Raw genomic sequence first — 14199 nt, forward strand, 5'->3', positions numbered from 1 at the left:
CAGGCGCGGCTCGGCCCCGGCCGCCCCGACGGCCCCGACGCGGGCGGCGACCCGGCCGACGGAGCCGGCCGGGCACGCGCCACCCGCAACGGGCTGCTGGTCGCCGCCGTCCTGGTGTCCGGCCTCGCCCTCGCCGTCTCCCTGATGCCGTTCGGCGGCACGGACGCCGACAGCGCGATCCGCACCGGCGCCGAGCCCGGACCGGTGGCCGATCCGGGCCCGTACCCGCCCGCGGTCCCCGCCCCCACCGCCTCCGCCTCCGGCTCTGCCTCCCCCGGCACCCCGCAGCCGCCCTCCGAAGGCGCCCCGGGCCCGGCGAAACCCGACCCCGACCCCGAACCCCAGGGCAGCACCACCGCCACCGCCCCCACCGCGCCCAGGACCACCGCGCCCAGCAGGCCGGCCGTCTGCCACGCCGCGTACGACCTGGTCAACCAGTGGCCCGTCGGCTTCCAGGCCACCGTCACCGTCACCACGACGGAGCCCCTCGACTCCTGGCGCGTGGCCTTCACCTTCGAGGACGGTCAGCGCGTCACCCAGATGTGGGACGCCGAGGTCAGCCAGAACGGGCCCCGCGTCACCGCCACCGCCGCCGACTACAACAGGACCGCCCCCGCCGGCGGGAAGCTCGCCTTCGGCTTCATCGCCTCCTGGAACGGCACGAACTCCCCGCCCTCCGACATCACCCTCAACGGCCACTCCTGCACGACCATGTGACGCGGCCCGGCCCGAAACCCCCGGGCGTCCGGGGCGCCCGTCAAATCGGTGGCGCCCCGGGCCTGCGGTCTCCTACAGTGAGGGCCGCAGCACACGAGCGGCGCGCGCATGCGCCGTGGTCCGCTGCCGCCGGATCGAGTGAGGGACGGGAGGTGTGACCGATGGCTGTCTTTGCGATGGGCGCTGCCCGCATCCAGGAATCCATCCGTTTCATCTCCGTGGCCACCGGCTGACCTCACCTTTCCGTTCCGCGCGTCTTCGCGCGGCCGCCGGGGCCACCCTCGCGAAGGGTCACCCCTTGAGTTCCACCTCTTCTTTCCCCACCTCCGCCACCACCTCTCCCGTCTCCCTCCCCGCGTCGCGGTCCTCCGCGCTGGCCGCCTACGGCTGGGACGGGACGTGGGCCGACGCGTTCGCCCCGTACGAGGCCGAAGGGCTGCTGGCCGGGCGCGTGGTGCGGGTCGACCGCGGTCAGTGCGACGTGGTCACCGCAGACGGGACCGTACGGGCCGACACCGCGTTCGTCACCCCGCGCGACCCCCTGCGGGTCGTGTGCACCGGGGACTGGGTCGCCGTCGAACCGGAGGGCGGCACCCCGCGCTACGTACGGGCCTACCTGCCACGGCGTACCGCCTTCGTGCGCTCCGCCTCCTCCGAGCGGTCCGAGGGGCAGATCCTCGCCGCCAACGTCGACCACGCCGTCATCGCCGTCTCGCTCGCCGGCGAGCTGGACCTGGCGCGGATCGAACGGTTCCTCGCCCTCGCCTGGGAGTCCGGGGCGCAGCCGGTGGTCGTGCTCACCAAGGCCGACCTCGTGCCGGACGCGGTGACCCGGGCCCATCTGGTCCAGGACGTGGAGACCACCGCGCCCGGTGTCCCGGTGCTAGCCGTCAGCGCGCGGGACGCTGGGGGTACCTCCCTGCTCGAGCGAAGCCGAGAGCTTGGGGGAGGCCTGGACGTCCTCGCCGCGGTCGTCTCCGGCGGTACGTCGGTACTGATCGGCGTGTCGGGCGCGGGCAAGTCCACCCTCGCCAACGTGCTCCTCGGCGAGGACGTGATGGACGTCCAGGCGGCCCGGGAGGTCGACGGCAAGGGCCGCCACACCACCACCACCCGCAACCTGCTCGCCCTGCCCGGCGGGGGAGTCCTCATCGACACCCCGGGCCTGCGGGGCGTCGGGCTCTGGGACGCCGGCAGCGGCGTCAGCCAGGTGTTCTCCGAGATCGAGGAGCTCGCCGGGGGCTGCCGTTTCCACGACTGCGCGCACGAGAGCGAACCGGGGTGCGCGGTCCTCGAGGCCATCGAGGCGGGCGCCCTGCCGGAACGCCGCCTCGAGAGCTACCGCAAACTGCTGCGGGAGAACCAGCGCATCGTCGCCAAGACCGACGCGCGGCTGCGCGCGGAGATCCGCAAGGAGTGGAAGCGGAAGGGGGCGGTGGGCAAGGCGGCGATGGAGGCGAAGCGGGGCCGCCTGCGCTGACCCGTCGGCGCCCCCTCGCCCCCCGGCACCTCCCTGTCCGATTTCCGCCAGCCGGCCTCCCCCGGCCGGCGGAGACTGGACGGTGTGATGGACGAGGACAGCAGGTACGAGGCGGTGCGCAGCCGGGACGGCCGGTTCGACGGCGCGTTCTTCTTCGCCGTCGGGACGACCGGGATCTACTGCCGTCCCAGCTGCCCCGCCGTCACACCGAAACGACGCAACGTGCGGTTCTTCGCGACCGCCGCCGCCGCGCAGGGCGCCGGATTCCGGGCCTGCCGGCGGTGCCGTCCGGACGCCGTCCCCGGCTCCGCCGAGTGGAACGTGCGCGCCGACGTGGTGGGCCGGGCCATGCGGCTGATCGCCGACGGCGTGGTCGACCGCGAGGGCGTCGCGGGACTGGCCGCCCGGCTCGGCTACAGCGCCCGCCAGGTGCAGCGCCAGCTCACCGGCGAACTGGGCGCCGGGCCCGTCGCCCTCGCCCGCGCGCAGCGCGCGCACACCGCGCGCGTGCTGCTGCAGACCACCGGACTCCCGATCACCGAGATCGCCTTCGCCGCCGGGTTCGCCAGCGTGCGGCAGTTCAACGACACCGTCCGCTCCGTGTACGCCATGCCCCCCACCGCACTGCGCGCCGCCGCACCCGGCGGCGGCCGGGCCGCCACCCGCCGTACGGCCGCCCCCACGGCGGGCATCCCCGTGCGGCTCGCCCACCGCGGCCCGTACCAGCCCCGCCCCGTCTTCGACCTGCTGGAACGCGAGGCCGTCCCGGGCGTCGAGGAGATCACCGGAACCCCGGGCGCCCGCACCTACCGGCGCACCCTGCGCCTCCCGTACGGCATCGGCGTCACCGCCGTCGACGAACGTCCCGGGACCACGCGCCCCGGCTCCGCCGCCCGCCTTGGCGGCTGGCTCGACGCCCGTGTCCACCTGACCGACCTCCGGGACCTGACCACTGCCGTACAGCGGCTGCGCCGCCTCTTCGACCTGGACGCGGACCCGTACGCCGTGGACGAACGGCTCGGCGCCGACGCGCGGCTCGCCCCGCTGGTCGCCGCCCGGCCCGGACTGCGCTCGCCGGGCACCGCCGACCCGGAGGAACCCGCGGTACGGGCCCTGGTGGGCCGAGAGGAGGCCGCGCGGCTGGTCCAGCGGTACGGCAAGAGGCTCGACGCCCCCTGCGACGGCCTCACCCACCTCTTCCCCGAACCGGCCGTCCTCGCCGAGGCCGAACCCGGCGGCACCCTGGGTGCGCTCACCGCCGCCCTCGCGGACGGCACCGTACGCCTCGACCCCGGCGCCGACCGGGACGACACAGCGGACGCCCTGCGCGCCGTTCCCGGCCTGGACGCCCGTACCATCGCCGAGATCCGCACCCGTGCCCTCGGCGACCCGGACGTGGCCCCGCCCGGTCCGGATCTGCCCGACAGCTGGCGCCCCTGGCGCTCATACGCACTGAACCACCTGCGCGCGGCAGGGGAGTTGGAGTACCGATGACCGTGACGACCACGCCGACCACGCCGACCACGCCGAACACGACGACCACGCCGAACACGACGACCGTGACGAACACGACAGCCACGCCGACCACGACGACGAGCACCCCGCACCCGTACTGGACGAGCGTGCGGAGCCCGCTCGGGCCGTTGCTCCTCACCGCCGGACCGGACGGGGAGCTGACCTCGCTCTCCGTGCCCGGCCAGAAGGGCGGTCGCGATGTGCCGGAAGGCGGGCGGCAGGACCCGGGGCCGTTCCGCGCGGCGGAGGAACAGCTCGCCGCGTACTTCGCCGGTGAGCTGAGGGATTTCCGGCTGCCCCTGCACACCGCCGGCACCCCCTTCCGGGAGAAGGTCTGGGCCGCGCTCGACGACGTCCCCTACGGGACGACCGTGTCGTACGGCGAGATCGCCGCCCGGATCGGTGCCTCCCGGGCCGCCGTACGGGCCGTGGGCGGCGCGATCGGCGCCAACCCGTTGCTGATCGTGCGCCCCTGCCATCGGGTGATCGGCGCCGACGGGTCGCTGACCGGATACGCGGGCGGCCTGGACCGCAAGGTGCGACTGCTCACCCACGAAGGGGTCCTTCGCCCGTAGCCGGGGGCCGTTCTGTCCGGGGTTCTCAGCCCCAGATCACCGCGCCGAGCCAGGCCGCCATGATCAACTGGCAGGTGAACAGTTCGGTCAGCAGGCTCCAGCCGCCCGCGCGCATCGCCGTACGCGTCGCCGTGACCGCTTCGCCGTGGCCGCCCAGGCGGATCCGCTCGCCGGCGTAGATCCCGGCCACGAAGCCCGGGACGGAGCCCAGCACGGGCACCAGGACGAAGCCGAGGAACGACCCCGCGCCGGCGTACGCCGGCACCCGCCCCTCGATCCCGCCGGCCCGTAGCCGGCGGGGCGGCAGCGTCCAGCGGACCACCCGGGAGAGGAGCAGGGCGACGGTCGACCCGACGAGCACCCACCACGCCACGGGGCGCGGGTCCTTCAGGGCCCACCAGAGGATCCCGGCCCACACCAGCCACGACCCCGGCACCCCGGGCAGCAGTACTCCGCACAGGCCGAGCAGGATCACCAGTCCGGCCAGCAGGAGGTCCCACGCTCCCATCTGTCCAGAGTGCCGGAGGACGGCAAGGGGCGCAGACCAGGTGCGCCGGACCCGCACCGACCACTCCTGTGGAACGGTCGTTCCCTGCGGCGGGTGGCGTGCCGTCGCCGCCCGGCACCGGGGACGGATTTCCTGATGCCCCGTTTCCATCGGGCCCTCGCGGTGGAGAATTGAGGGTATGAGTGAGCAGGGGGGCGGGTCCGCCGGTCACCAGGACGACTGGTGGGGGCAGTTGTACGGCGCCGACGCCGACGACACGGGCTCCGCGTCCGCGGCCGACTCCCTCGACGACCGCTTCGACTCGGCGGCCGGCACGGTGAACGAGAGGCCGACCGCGCCCGCCGCCGAGGCCACGCCCACCCTCGCCGATGTCCCCGCCGACCCCCGTGCACAGCGTCCCGTCCGCCCCGCCCGCCCCGCCGAAGCGCCGCCGGTGCCGTGCGGCCATGTGGGCCCCCGGCCGCCCACCTACGCCGCCGAACCCATCGCACTGCCCGCCGCCGACCCCCACGAACTGGACGACCTGGTCCCGGACACCGTGCTGGACGGCGCCCGGTACGGGGCCTGCACCCTGCGGGCCGCGTCCGTACGGGGCGACTCCGCGCGCCACCGTGGCGAACCGCGGCGGGACGCCCTGCTGACCGCCCGGTTCGGCAGCGGGGACCGGGCACTGGTGCTGGTGGCGGTCGCGACCGGCGCACGCGCCACCCCCGGCGCACACCGCGCGGCCGCCGAGGCCTGCCGGTGGATGGGCAAGGCGGTGGGCCTCAGCCATTCCCGTCTCGCCGAGGACATCAGGGCCGCCCGGCGCGGCGAACTCAAGTCCGGACTGCACCGCCTCACCGACCGCACCCTCGGCAGGCTCCGCGCGGGCGCCGCCGAGCAGGGTCTCGAACCCGAGGCGTACGGGGCCACCCTGCGCTGCCTCCTGCTGCCCGCCGACCCCGCATGCCGTACCCGGGTGTTCTTCGGCGTCGGCCCCGGCGGCCTGTTCCGGCTGCGGGACGGCGCGTGGCAGGACATCGAACCGGAGGCCGCCGAGGCCAGGGGAGGGGCCGTGATGGGCTTCGGCTCGCCACCGTCCGAGACCCCCGAGGGCGACCGGCTCACCATGGACCTCGGCATCCCGACGCCCCCGAGCCCGTACGAGCCCGCCCCCGGACCCCCGCGCGAACCCTTCCGCTTCCGCACCTCTGTAGCCCGTGAGGGTGACACCCTCCTGCTGTGCAGTACGGGCCTGGCCGATCCGCTGCGCGGCGAGCGAGAACTCCGGGCCCACCTGGCCGAGCGGTGGTCCCGCCCCGAACCGCCGGGTCTCGCCGCGTTCCTCGCCGACGCCCAAATACGGGTCAAGGGGTACGCGGACGACCGTACGGCCGTCGCCGTCTGGGAGGCGTGAGCGCGAGGGGTGTGAATTCATGGAACCCGGAGGGAGACCCGGAAGCCCGCAAGCCCGAGGGATTCACGGACACCGAAGGGGCGCACGAGAGTCATGGCCAAACAGAACGTCGCGGAACAGTTCGTCGACATCCTGACCCGCGCGGGAGTCAAGCGCCTCTACGGCGTCGTCGGCGACAGCCTCAACCCCGTGGTCGACGCCGTGCGCCGCAACTCCGCCATCGACTGGGTCCACGTCCGGCACGAGGAGACCGCCGCCTTCGCCGCCGGCGCCGAGGCCCAGATCACCGGTCGGCTCACCGCCTGCGCCGGCTCCTGCGGGCCCGGCAACCTCCACCTCATCAACGGGCTGTACGACGCCCACCGGTCCATGGCCCCGGTCCTCGCCCTCGCCTCGCACATCCCGTCCAGCGAGATCGGCCTCGGCTACTTCCAGGAGACCCATCCAGACCAGCTGTTCCGCGAGTGCAGCCACTACAGCGAGATGATCTCCAGCCCCCAGCAGATGCCCCGGCTGCTGCACACCGCCATCCAGAACGCGGTGGGCCGCTCCGGGGTCAGCGTCGTCACCCTGCCCGGTGACATCGCCGACCACGCCGCCCCGGAGAAGGCCGCCGAGACCGCCCTGGTCACCTCCCGGCCCACGGTCCGGCCCGGCGACGCCGAGATCGACCGGCTCGTCGACATGATCGACGAGGCCGGGAAGGTCACCCTCTTCTGCGGCGCCGGCACGCAGGGCGCGCACGCCGAGGTCATGGAGTTCGCCCAGAAGATCAAGTCCCCGGTCGGGCACGCCCTGCGCGGCAAGGAGTGGATCCAGTACGACAACCCGTACGACGTCGGCATGAGCGGGCTGCTCGGATACGGCGCCGCCTACGAGGCCACCCACGAGTGTGACCTGCTGATCCTGCTCGGCACCGACTTCCCGTACAACGCCTTCCTCCCCGACGACGTGAGGATCGTCCAGGTCGATGTGCGGCCCGAGAACCTCGGCCGCCGCTCGAAACTGGACCTCGCGGTGTGGGGCGACGTACGGGAGACGCTGCGCTGTCTGACCCCGAGGGTCAAGGCCAAGGACGACCGCAGGTTCCTCGACCGGATGCTGAAGAAGCACGCGGACGCGCTGGAGGGGGTGGTGAAGGCGTACACGCGGAAGGTCGAGAAGCACGTGCCGATCCACCCCGAGTACGTGGCCTCCGTGCTGGACGAACTCGCCGACGACGACGCGGTGTTCACCGTGGACACCGGGATGTGCAACGTCTGGGCGGCCCGCTACGTCTCGCCCAACGGCCGTCGCCGGGTCATCGGTTCGTTCTCCCACGGCTCGATGGCGAACGCGCTGCCGATGGCGATCGGGGCACAGTTCGTCGACCGGGGCCGACAGGTCGTGTCGATGTCCGGGGACGGCGGATTCACCATGCTCATGGGCGACTTCCTCACCCTCGTCCAGTACGACCTGCCGGTGAAGGTCGTCCTCTTCAACAACTCCTCGCTCAGCATGGTCGAGTTGGAGATGCTGGTCGCCGGGCTGCCCTCGCACGGAACCGCCATGAAGAACCCGGACTTCGCCGCCGTCGCCCGCGCGTGCGGCGCGCACGGGGTGCGGGTGGAGAAGCCGAAGGACCTCGCCGGGGCCCTCAAGTCGGCGTTCGAGCACAAGGGTCCGGCCCTCGTCGACGTCGTCACCGATCCCAACGCGCTGTCCATCCCGCCGAAGATCAGCGCCGAGATGGTGAGCGGCTTCGCGCTGTCCGCGTCGAAGATGGTGCTGGACGGCGGGGTCGGCCGGATGCTCCAGATGGCGCGTTCCAACCTGCGCAACGTGCCCCGGCCGTAACGGGGTTCAGCCCGCCCGGGGCGCCCAGCGACGGGCTTCGGTGTCGTACTCGTAGTGGGGCAAACCCTCGATGCCGCTGGTGCGGAACGGACGGCCCCGGTCGTCGATCCGCACGGTGCCGGAGCGGCCGGCCGAGGACCAGTCCAGTTCCAGGTGCCAGTGGCAGTCGCAGGTCACGGTCCGGGCGGTGACCTGCAGCACCTCCGGGTCCGTCGCGGAGACCCGGTAGGGCATGCGGACCGCCGGGATCGGCGTACCGGCGTCGTTCCCGGCGACCGCGCGGGCGATGGGCCGGTCCTTGTCCAGGTCCACGTCGAAGTACCGCGGGGTGAGGGCGCCGCCGCAGCCCTGGTCCATGGCGTACGCGTTGCCCGGGGCGGGGTCGGTGCGGCCGGTCACCCGGACCCGCAGCGCCGTGAGGACGACGGCCGTGTCGGACGTCCCCTGCACGGACAGCTTCACGATCGTCTCGCCCCCGTGCACCGCCGTCTGCGTCGCCGCCCAGGTACCGGCGTCCTGGGGGACCGGGGGCGGCGGCACCTCGGCGGGTGGCTTGGCGATGACGTAGTCGTGGCCGCAGCCGAACGCCCAGGCCTGCGAGTCGACGGTCCAGGCGAGGGGGGTCCCGGCGGGGGAGGCGGACTTCTCGGGGGCGCTTCCGGTGCCCCCGAGAGCGGCCGGGCCGGACGGCTCGCCCCGCCCTCCGGGGGCACCGGGGGTGCGCCCCGAGCCGGAGGAACCGGAGGGACCGGAGGGACCTGACGCGGGCGGCGACGAGGCGGGGCGGTCCGCTGCCGTGGGTTCCGCGGAGGCGGTCGGTGCCGGGTTCGCGGTGGCGGCCCGGGTGCCGTCGTCGGGGGAGGAGCGGTGACCGTCGGGCAGCGCGGCCAGTGTTCCCACCGTGGCGAGTGACGCGCAGGCGACGGCGAGCGCACCCGCGACGCGCTTGCGCCGGTACCAGGGCCGGGGGCGGGCGGACGCGGGCCGAGGGCCGCTCACGATGCCGGCGTCCGGGGCAGGATGCTCGGTGTCGGTGTCGGTGTCGGTGCCGGTGCCGGTGTCGGTGTCGGCGGTGGCGGTGGTGACGTCACCGTCACCGTCGGGAGCGTCCGAACCCACTTCTGCCCGCGCCTCCGCCGCCCGGGGCCGTTGTCGTGCCGCGACCGCCAGGAGCCAGCGGCGGTGGAGTTCCAGGCGTTCCCCGCCCGACGCCCCGCACAGGGCGGCGAAGCGCTCCACGGGCGCGAAGTCGAGGGGGACCGCCTCTCCGGCGCAGTAGCGGTGCAGGGTCGAGGTGTTCATGCCGAGGCGGCGGGCCAGCGAGCCGTAGCTGCGGTCCGTACGCTCCTTCAGTTCCCGCAGCAGCGCCGCGAACCGCGCCACATCGTCCTGTGCCGACACCGTCACCTCGCACTCGTTCTCGTCGGGCCGAACCGGGCACGGAACGGCATCCCAGGCTCCCCATGTACCTGCACGTCAGACGGGCTGGGATGGTTCCATCCCCGGGGATCGGGCGCCGACGCTTGCGCCGGCCTCCCGGGACGGCCGATGCTCCGGGTGTCGTCCCGACGACCACCGGCCGGCCGACACGGCCGCAACACGCCGTACCGCATCCCACCACGCACTCCTCACGGGGGACACCCATGCCCACGCACACCCGCGCCGCCGCCCTCTCCGCACTCACCGTCGCCGCCGTCACCGCCGTCACGGCACTCGCCGGGCCGGCCGGGGCCCTGGAGAACAAGGCCGCCTCACCCAGGTTCCTCGCGGCTTCCGAGCTGCCTCCGCACGCATGGTCCGAGTGGACCGCGGGACCGGTCACCGACGGCTTCCCGATGGAGCTCGCCCACTGCCTGGGCGAAGGCGTGCCGGCCCACGACTACCGGCACCGGGTCTTCCACACCGAACTGGACACGGGCGCCGTGCAGGCCACCGTCGTGACCGGCTCGGCCGCCCAGGGCAAGGCACTGGCCGCGCTGCTGAACAAGAAGATCCGTTCCTGCGCGGACCGGATCGAGCGAACCGACCCGGAACTCGACGCCGAGGGCCGGTACTACGGCTCACTGCCGGTCGAGGAGGGCGCGCAGGTGCACGGTCTGCACACCAACGCCTCCTGGGGTGCCACCGACATCCACCTGCTGTCCGTGGGACGGGACGGCAGGACGGTGACCGTCGTGGGCTGGGGGCAGATGGGCGACTTCGACGACGCCCCGGTGGCCGCCTTCAAGAAGACGACGACCACGGCCGTCGACAAGCTGTACTGACGGCGCACACGACCACCGCGAAGAACCGGGGTCGTCCTCTCGCCACGGGGGTCGGGAGGACGGCCCCGTACACGTGTGTGGCCGTTGAAGTTCGGCCAATAACCGGCCTTGACCACGCCACATGACTTGGCGTGTGGGTGACGGGGCATGGATTTCCACGGACGTGTTCGAGCCGCAGGGGGAATCGACACCGGAACGCGGGCGGGGGCCATGAGAAGGCAGGCACGAGGGGGTGGCCCCGGCACGGCCGGGAGGACCCGGGGGGCGACCGTGGAGGAGACGGCCGACGGCGACGGGGGGCGGGCCCCGGCGGCACAGCTGAGACGTCGGCTGGGACACGCGGACCTGCGGGCGGTGCCCGAGTCCCGCCACGACCTGCGAGAACTGCTCAGGCACTGGGGAAGACCCGGACAGTCGGAGACGGCCGAGCTGCTCACCACCGAACTCGTCACCAACGCGCTGGTCCACACCGACCGGGCGGCGGTCCTCACCGCCACCGTCGGACCCCGTGGACTACGGGTCGAGGTGCGGGACTTCGCGAACCACGAGCCCCGGCCGCGGGTACCGGACGCAGGTGACGGTACGCACGGCCGGGGGCTGGCGCTGGTCGAGTCCCTCGCCGACGCGTGGGGGATCAGGGCGCACGCGGTGGGCAAGGCGGTCTGGTTCGAACTCGACGCGGACGCCGCCTGACGCGCCGCCCGTCAGCCGAACTGCTGCTCCAGGTCCTTGAGCTTGCGCTCCAGGGAGTCCAGGCGCGGCAGTGCCTGGGTGTCGTCCTCCGCGGTGAGGTCGACGGTCATCGGGTCGGAACCGCCGCGTACCGGCTGGAGGGAGGGACGCGCGCGCATCGGCAGGGCCTCCGGCGCCGGTATGACGGGCTCCGCGGGGGCCATGTCGTCGGCCCGCTCCACCGTCGGAGCCTCCACCGGGTGGCCGGCGCCCCGGCCCAGCACACCGCGGTGGCCGCGGCTGATCGCCTTCAGCCGCGCCCGCTCCACCCGCTCGTGCTCGCGCCTGCGCCGGCGCGTCTCGTCCTTCTGGCGCTGGTCCTCGCGCACCTCCTCGACCGCCTCGTCCAGGCTGCGCACGCCCTCCAGGAGCATCAGGGACCAGGCACGGTACGTCTCGCGGGGGGCCCGCAGCCAGCGGACGATACGGATCTGCGGCAACGGGCGCGGCACCAGGCCCTGTTCGCGCAGGGCGGCCCGGCGGGTCTGCTTCAGCGCGCGGTCGAACAGCACGGCCGCCGACAGGGACATACCGGCGAAGAAGTGCGGGGCGCCCGCGTGTCCGATGCCCCGAGGGGCGTGCACCCAGTTGAACCAGGCCGCGGCGAACGCGAACGTCCACACGAGTATGCGGGAGCCGAGCGCCGCGTCACCGTGGCTCGCCTCGCGCACGGCGAGCACCGAGCAGAACATCGCCGCGCCGTCCAGACCGAAGGGGACGAGGTACTGCCAGCCGCCGGACAGGCCGAGGTTCTGCTCACCGAAGCCGACCAGGCCGTGGAAGGAGAGCGCCGCCGCCACCGCCGCACAGCAGAACAGCAGGACGTAGGAGACGGTGCCGTAGACGGCCTCCTTGCGCCTGCGACGCTCCTCGCTGCGCTCCCACGAGTCGTCCGCACTCGTGTCCTTGACCGAGGAGCGCTTGCCGCGTGCGAGCACCGCCACCGCCGCCGACATGCCCAGGAGCAGCACGGCGCCCGGAAGCAGCCAATTCAGCGATATGTCGGTCAGTCTCATCTAGGGGTCCCTTGCATTGGGATAGGGCGTAACGCCCGCCATAGTGGCCCAATCCCACCGTCCCTCAGGGGATTTCGGAGCAAGTGGCGGCCATCGAGGCGCGAGGGAGCACCCAGGGCGTCGTTCTGCTCGAACAGACGCTTGAGTCAAGGGAGTTGGGTTCGAATGGGACTACCCGTACGAGTGGTTCCGTGGAGAGTTCCCGCGACAAGTGGGGAAATCGTGAATCGCCTGTGACCTTCGCGGCGTCAACTCGCCTTCGCCAGCTCCCTGGTGGCGGTCCTCGCGCCCCCGCAGGTGCGCGGGCAGGTGGCGCAGATGTCCTCGGGACGCAGGGTGTAGAACATGCAGCAGCTGATCCGGTCCCGGGTGTGCGTCGGTTCGCCCTCCGGCCCGCTCACCCGGCGGAACCCGGCCGCGCCGACGTACGGCTTGGTCGCGCCGGGCAGTAGGAGTTCCAGCTCCCGCAGGGCCCGCTCCTCCTCGCCGAGCAGGTGGCCGATGTACCGCAGGCTCTCCACGACCTCGTCGGTCGCCATGCCCCACAGGGCGCGGCCGCGCCGCCGCATCCGCGGGCCGAAGCCCGTCAGGACGGGTCCGAGGTGCTCGGCGACGGCGGTCCGCACCTCGGCCCGCAGCGCCTCCTCGTGCGGAACCACGCGGGCGCCGGGCAGCGCGGCCGCAGGGTCGCCGGGGAGGCAGGCGAAGGTGTCCGGCCGTACGGCCATGCGGCCCACGGCGAGTCCGGCGGCGGTGCGGTCGAAGGAGACGTGCGTCACGGGATAGCGCGGCACGCGGCGGTGCAGGAACCACGGCACGGTGATCAGCAGGCAGGCGGGCCAGGCGTAGCGGTGCAGGCCGAAACTGGCGACCACGTCCGGGCGGGCCCGCTGCTCGTAGTCCCGCAGTATCTGGCTCTCGTCCCAGGCCAGGAAGGCGTCTAGCGCACTCCCGCCGTCCCCTTCGGCGAGGGCGTCGGCGGCGACCCAGGCGCCGCCCCGGGGAGTCTCCTCGCCGGCGGCGAGTTCGGTGACGGCGAGTGCCGGGAAGACCTCCGCCAAGCGGGCGTACGCGTCCGCGACGGCCGAACCGGGCACTGCCATGGGACCACCCCTCCACGTCTCGTCGAGCCGGACGGACGCCCGCCCGACACCGGGTCAATAAAGGTAAGCCTCACCTTACCCAAGATCGCCTGGATGTGAACCGGGGGGCCCGGTGCCCTTAAGGTGCTTGACGAGCGAGTGACAAGCCGCCGTAATGACCCCAAGTACCGATACATCCGGAGGAGGACCCGGTGAAGCAGGGCACGAAGGGCTTTGTCGGGGTGGACGAGACAGGGACCGGACAGGGCGCCACGGGCAGGGCCGGGCTGCCCGCCCGGCCCGGCGCGGAGGACGTGGACCGGCGACGGAACCGATCGCGGGGCGAGGGGGCCGGCGCCGCCGCACCCGGCAGGACCGGAGCCGACGGCGTACGCGGTGAGCACACGCACGGCGAACCGGCCCTTCCTCTGCCCCGACGGCCCGTCCAGCGGTCCTCCGTGCGCGGGCAGATCCTCGCCGCGCTGCGCACCGCCCTGGTGACGGGTGATCTGCGGCCCGGCGCGGTGTACTCCGCGCCGGTGCTGGCCGAGCGGTTCGGGGTCTCCGCGACACCGGTCCGCGAGGCCATGCAGCAACTCACCCTGGAGGGCGCGGTCGAGGTGGTGCCGAACCGGGGGTTCCGGGTCGTGGAGCGGGGCGACCGGGAACTGGCCGAACTGGCCGAGGTCCGGGCGCTGATCGAGATTCCGGTGGTGCTGCGGCTGTCCCGTACGGTGCCCGCCGAACGCTGGGCCGAACTGCGCCCCCTCGCCGAGGCCACGATCCGCGCCGCCTCCTCCGGCTGCCGCGCCACGTACGCCGAGTCCGACCGCGCCTTCCACCGTGCGGTGCTCGCCCTGGCCGGCAACGAGCAGTTGCTCCGGGTCGCCGAGGACCTGCACCGCCGCGCCCAGTGGTCCCTGATCGGCTCCGCCCCCGGCGCCCGGGGCGGGGCGGCGCGACTGGTGGCCGACGCCCACGAACACACCGCTCTGCTGGACGCGTTGATCGCGGGTGACCCGGACGCGGTGCGGTCACTGGTGGAGGGCCACTTCACCGGGGTGGTCTGAGGACG

At 73.6% G+C, this 14199-nt stretch carries 13 protein-coding genes; 9 read left to right on the top strand and 4 right to left on the bottom strand.

Features of this window, described 5'->3' with window-relative positions; genetic code table 11:
• From JL475_RS41210 to JL475_RS16880, 4 genes are all read left to right on the top strand, one after another.
• The coding region (locus tag JL475_RS41210; protein WP_202278538.1) for a cellulose binding domain-containing protein at window positions 1–717 on the top strand (717 nt) is incomplete at its 5' end.
• Between the two features lie 373 nt (window positions 718–1090).
• Entirely contained in the window at window positions 1091–2197 is a 1107-nt protein-coding gene (rsgA, locus tag JL475_RS16870) for a ribosome small subunit-dependent GTPase A (protein WP_237407383.1), read from the top strand.
• A gap of 87 nt (window positions 2198–2284) precedes the next feature.
• Window positions 2285–3691, top strand: a complete 1407-nt coding sequence (locus JL475_RS16875) for a DNA-3-methyladenine glycosylase 2 family protein (protein WP_202278623.1) — start codon at window positions 2285–2287, stop codon at window positions 3689–3691.
• A 65-nt stretch (window positions 3692–3756) separates the two neighbouring features.
• A complete protein-coding gene (locus tag JL475_RS16880; RefSeq protein WP_307825077.1) occupies window positions 3757–4287 on the top strand; it encodes a methylated-DNA--[protein]-cysteine S-methyltransferase in 531 nt (176 codons plus the stop codon).
• A gap of 25 nt (window positions 4288–4312) precedes the next feature.
• Here the strand turns inward: JL475_RS16880 and JL475_RS16885 are convergent, their stop codons facing one another.
• Window positions 4313–4795: a DUF456 domain-containing protein gene (locus JL475_RS16885; RefSeq protein ID WP_202278541.1), complete on the bottom strand. Its 483-nt coding sequence runs from the start codon at window positions 4793–4795 to the stop codon at window positions 4313–4315.
• Between the two features lie 178 nt (window positions 4796–4973).
• On the opposite strand from JL475_RS16885, the gene JL475_RS16890 reads away from it, so the two are divergent.
• Both JL475_RS16890 and JL475_RS16895 read left to right on the top strand, forming a co-directional pair.
• Window positions 4974–6194, top strand: a complete 1221-nt coding sequence (locus JL475_RS16890) for a protein phosphatase 2C domain-containing protein (protein ID WP_202278542.1) — start codon at window positions 4974–4976, stop codon at window positions 6192–6194.
• A gap of 93 nt (window positions 6195–6287) precedes the next feature.
• Window positions 6288–8030 carry a pyruvate dehydrogenase gene (locus tag JL475_RS16895; RefSeq protein WP_202278543.1) on the top strand — a complete coding sequence of 581 codons (1743 nt, stop codon included), beginning with the start codon at window positions 6288–6290 and terminating at the stop codon, window positions 8028–8030.
• A 6-nt stretch (window positions 8031–8036) separates the two neighbouring features.
• Here the strand turns inward: JL475_RS16895 and JL475_RS16900 are convergent, their stop codons facing one another.
• Window positions 8037–9437 (bottom strand): helix-turn-helix transcriptional regulator, encoded by a 1401-nt coding sequence (locus JL475_RS16900; RefSeq protein WP_307825067.1) that lies wholly within the window; start codon window positions 9435–9437, stop codon window positions 8037–8039.
• Window positions 9438–9673: 236 nt separating this feature from the next.
• Here JL475_RS16900 and JL475_RS16905 point away from each other — a divergent pair, with 236 nt between their 5' ends.
• Both JL475_RS16905 and JL475_RS16910 read left to right on the top strand, forming a co-directional pair.
• Window positions 9674–10294, top strand: coding sequence for a hypothetical protein (locus tag JL475_RS16905; RefSeq protein WP_202278544.1), 621 nt, complete (start codon window positions 9674–9676; stop codon window positions 10292–10294).
• A 270-nt stretch (window positions 10295–10564) separates the two neighbouring features.
• Entirely contained in the window at window positions 10565–10987 is a 423-nt protein-coding gene (locus tag JL475_RS16910; protein WP_307825068.1) for an ATP-binding protein, read from the top strand.
• 11 nt (window positions 10988–10998) lie between these two features.
• On the opposite strand, the gene JL475_RS16915 is transcribed toward JL475_RS16910, so the two are convergent.
• Both JL475_RS16915 and JL475_RS16920 read right to left on the bottom strand, forming a co-directional pair.
• Window positions 10999–12042, bottom strand: a complete 1044-nt coding sequence (locus tag JL475_RS16915; RefSeq protein WP_202278546.1) for a DUF2637 domain-containing protein — start codon at window positions 12040–12042, stop codon at window positions 10999–11001.
• A 248-nt stretch (window positions 12043–12290) separates the two neighbouring features.
• Window positions 12291–13145 (bottom strand): (2Fe-2S)-binding protein, encoded by an 855-nt coding sequence (locus JL475_RS16920; RefSeq protein WP_202278547.1) that lies wholly within the window; start codon window positions 13143–13145, stop codon window positions 12291–12293.
• 191 nt (window positions 13146–13336) lie between these two features.
• Between JL475_RS16920 and JL475_RS16925 the strand changes: the two genes are divergently transcribed.
• Window positions 13337–14194 carry a GntR family transcriptional regulator gene (locus JL475_RS16925; protein ID WP_202278548.1) on the top strand — a complete coding sequence of 286 codons (858 nt, stop codon included), beginning with the start codon at window positions 13337–13339 and terminating at the stop codon, window positions 14192–14194.
• Window positions 14195–14199: the final 5 nt, after the last annotated feature.

This window comes from Streptomyces sp. M2CJ-2, from assembly GCF_016757295.1.
Lineage (GTDB): Bacteria > Actinomycetota > Actinomycetes > Streptomycetales > Streptomycetaceae > Streptomyces.

Coding starts and splice junctions, on each gene's coding strand:
- JL475_RS16875 (WP_202278623.1), top strand. CDS start 2,285: ATGGACGAGGACAGCAGGTACGAGGCGGTGCGCAGCCGGGACGGCCGG.
- JL475_RS16915 (WP_202278546.1), bottom strand. CDS start 12,042: ATGAGACTGACCGACATATCGCTGAATTGGCTGCTTCCGGGCGCCGTG.
- JL475_RS16885 (WP_202278541.1), bottom strand. CDS start 4,795: ATGGGAGCGTGGGACCTCCTGCTGGCCGGACTGGTGATCCTGCTCGGC.
- JL475_RS16905 (WP_202278544.1), top strand. CDS start 9,674: ATGCCCACGCACACCCGCGCCGCCGCCCTCTCCGCACTCACCGTCGCC.
- JL475_RS16895 (WP_202278543.1), top strand. CDS start 6,288: ATGGCCAAACAGAACGTCGCGGAACAGTTCGTCGACATCCTGACCCGC.
- JL475_RS16920 (WP_202278547.1), bottom strand. CDS start 13,145: ATGGCAGTGCCCGGTTCGGCCGTCGCGGACGCGTACGCCCGCTTGGCG.
- JL475_RS16890 (WP_202278542.1), top strand. CDS start 4,974: ATGAGTGAGCAGGGGGGCGGGTCCGCCGGTCACCAGGACGACTGGTGG.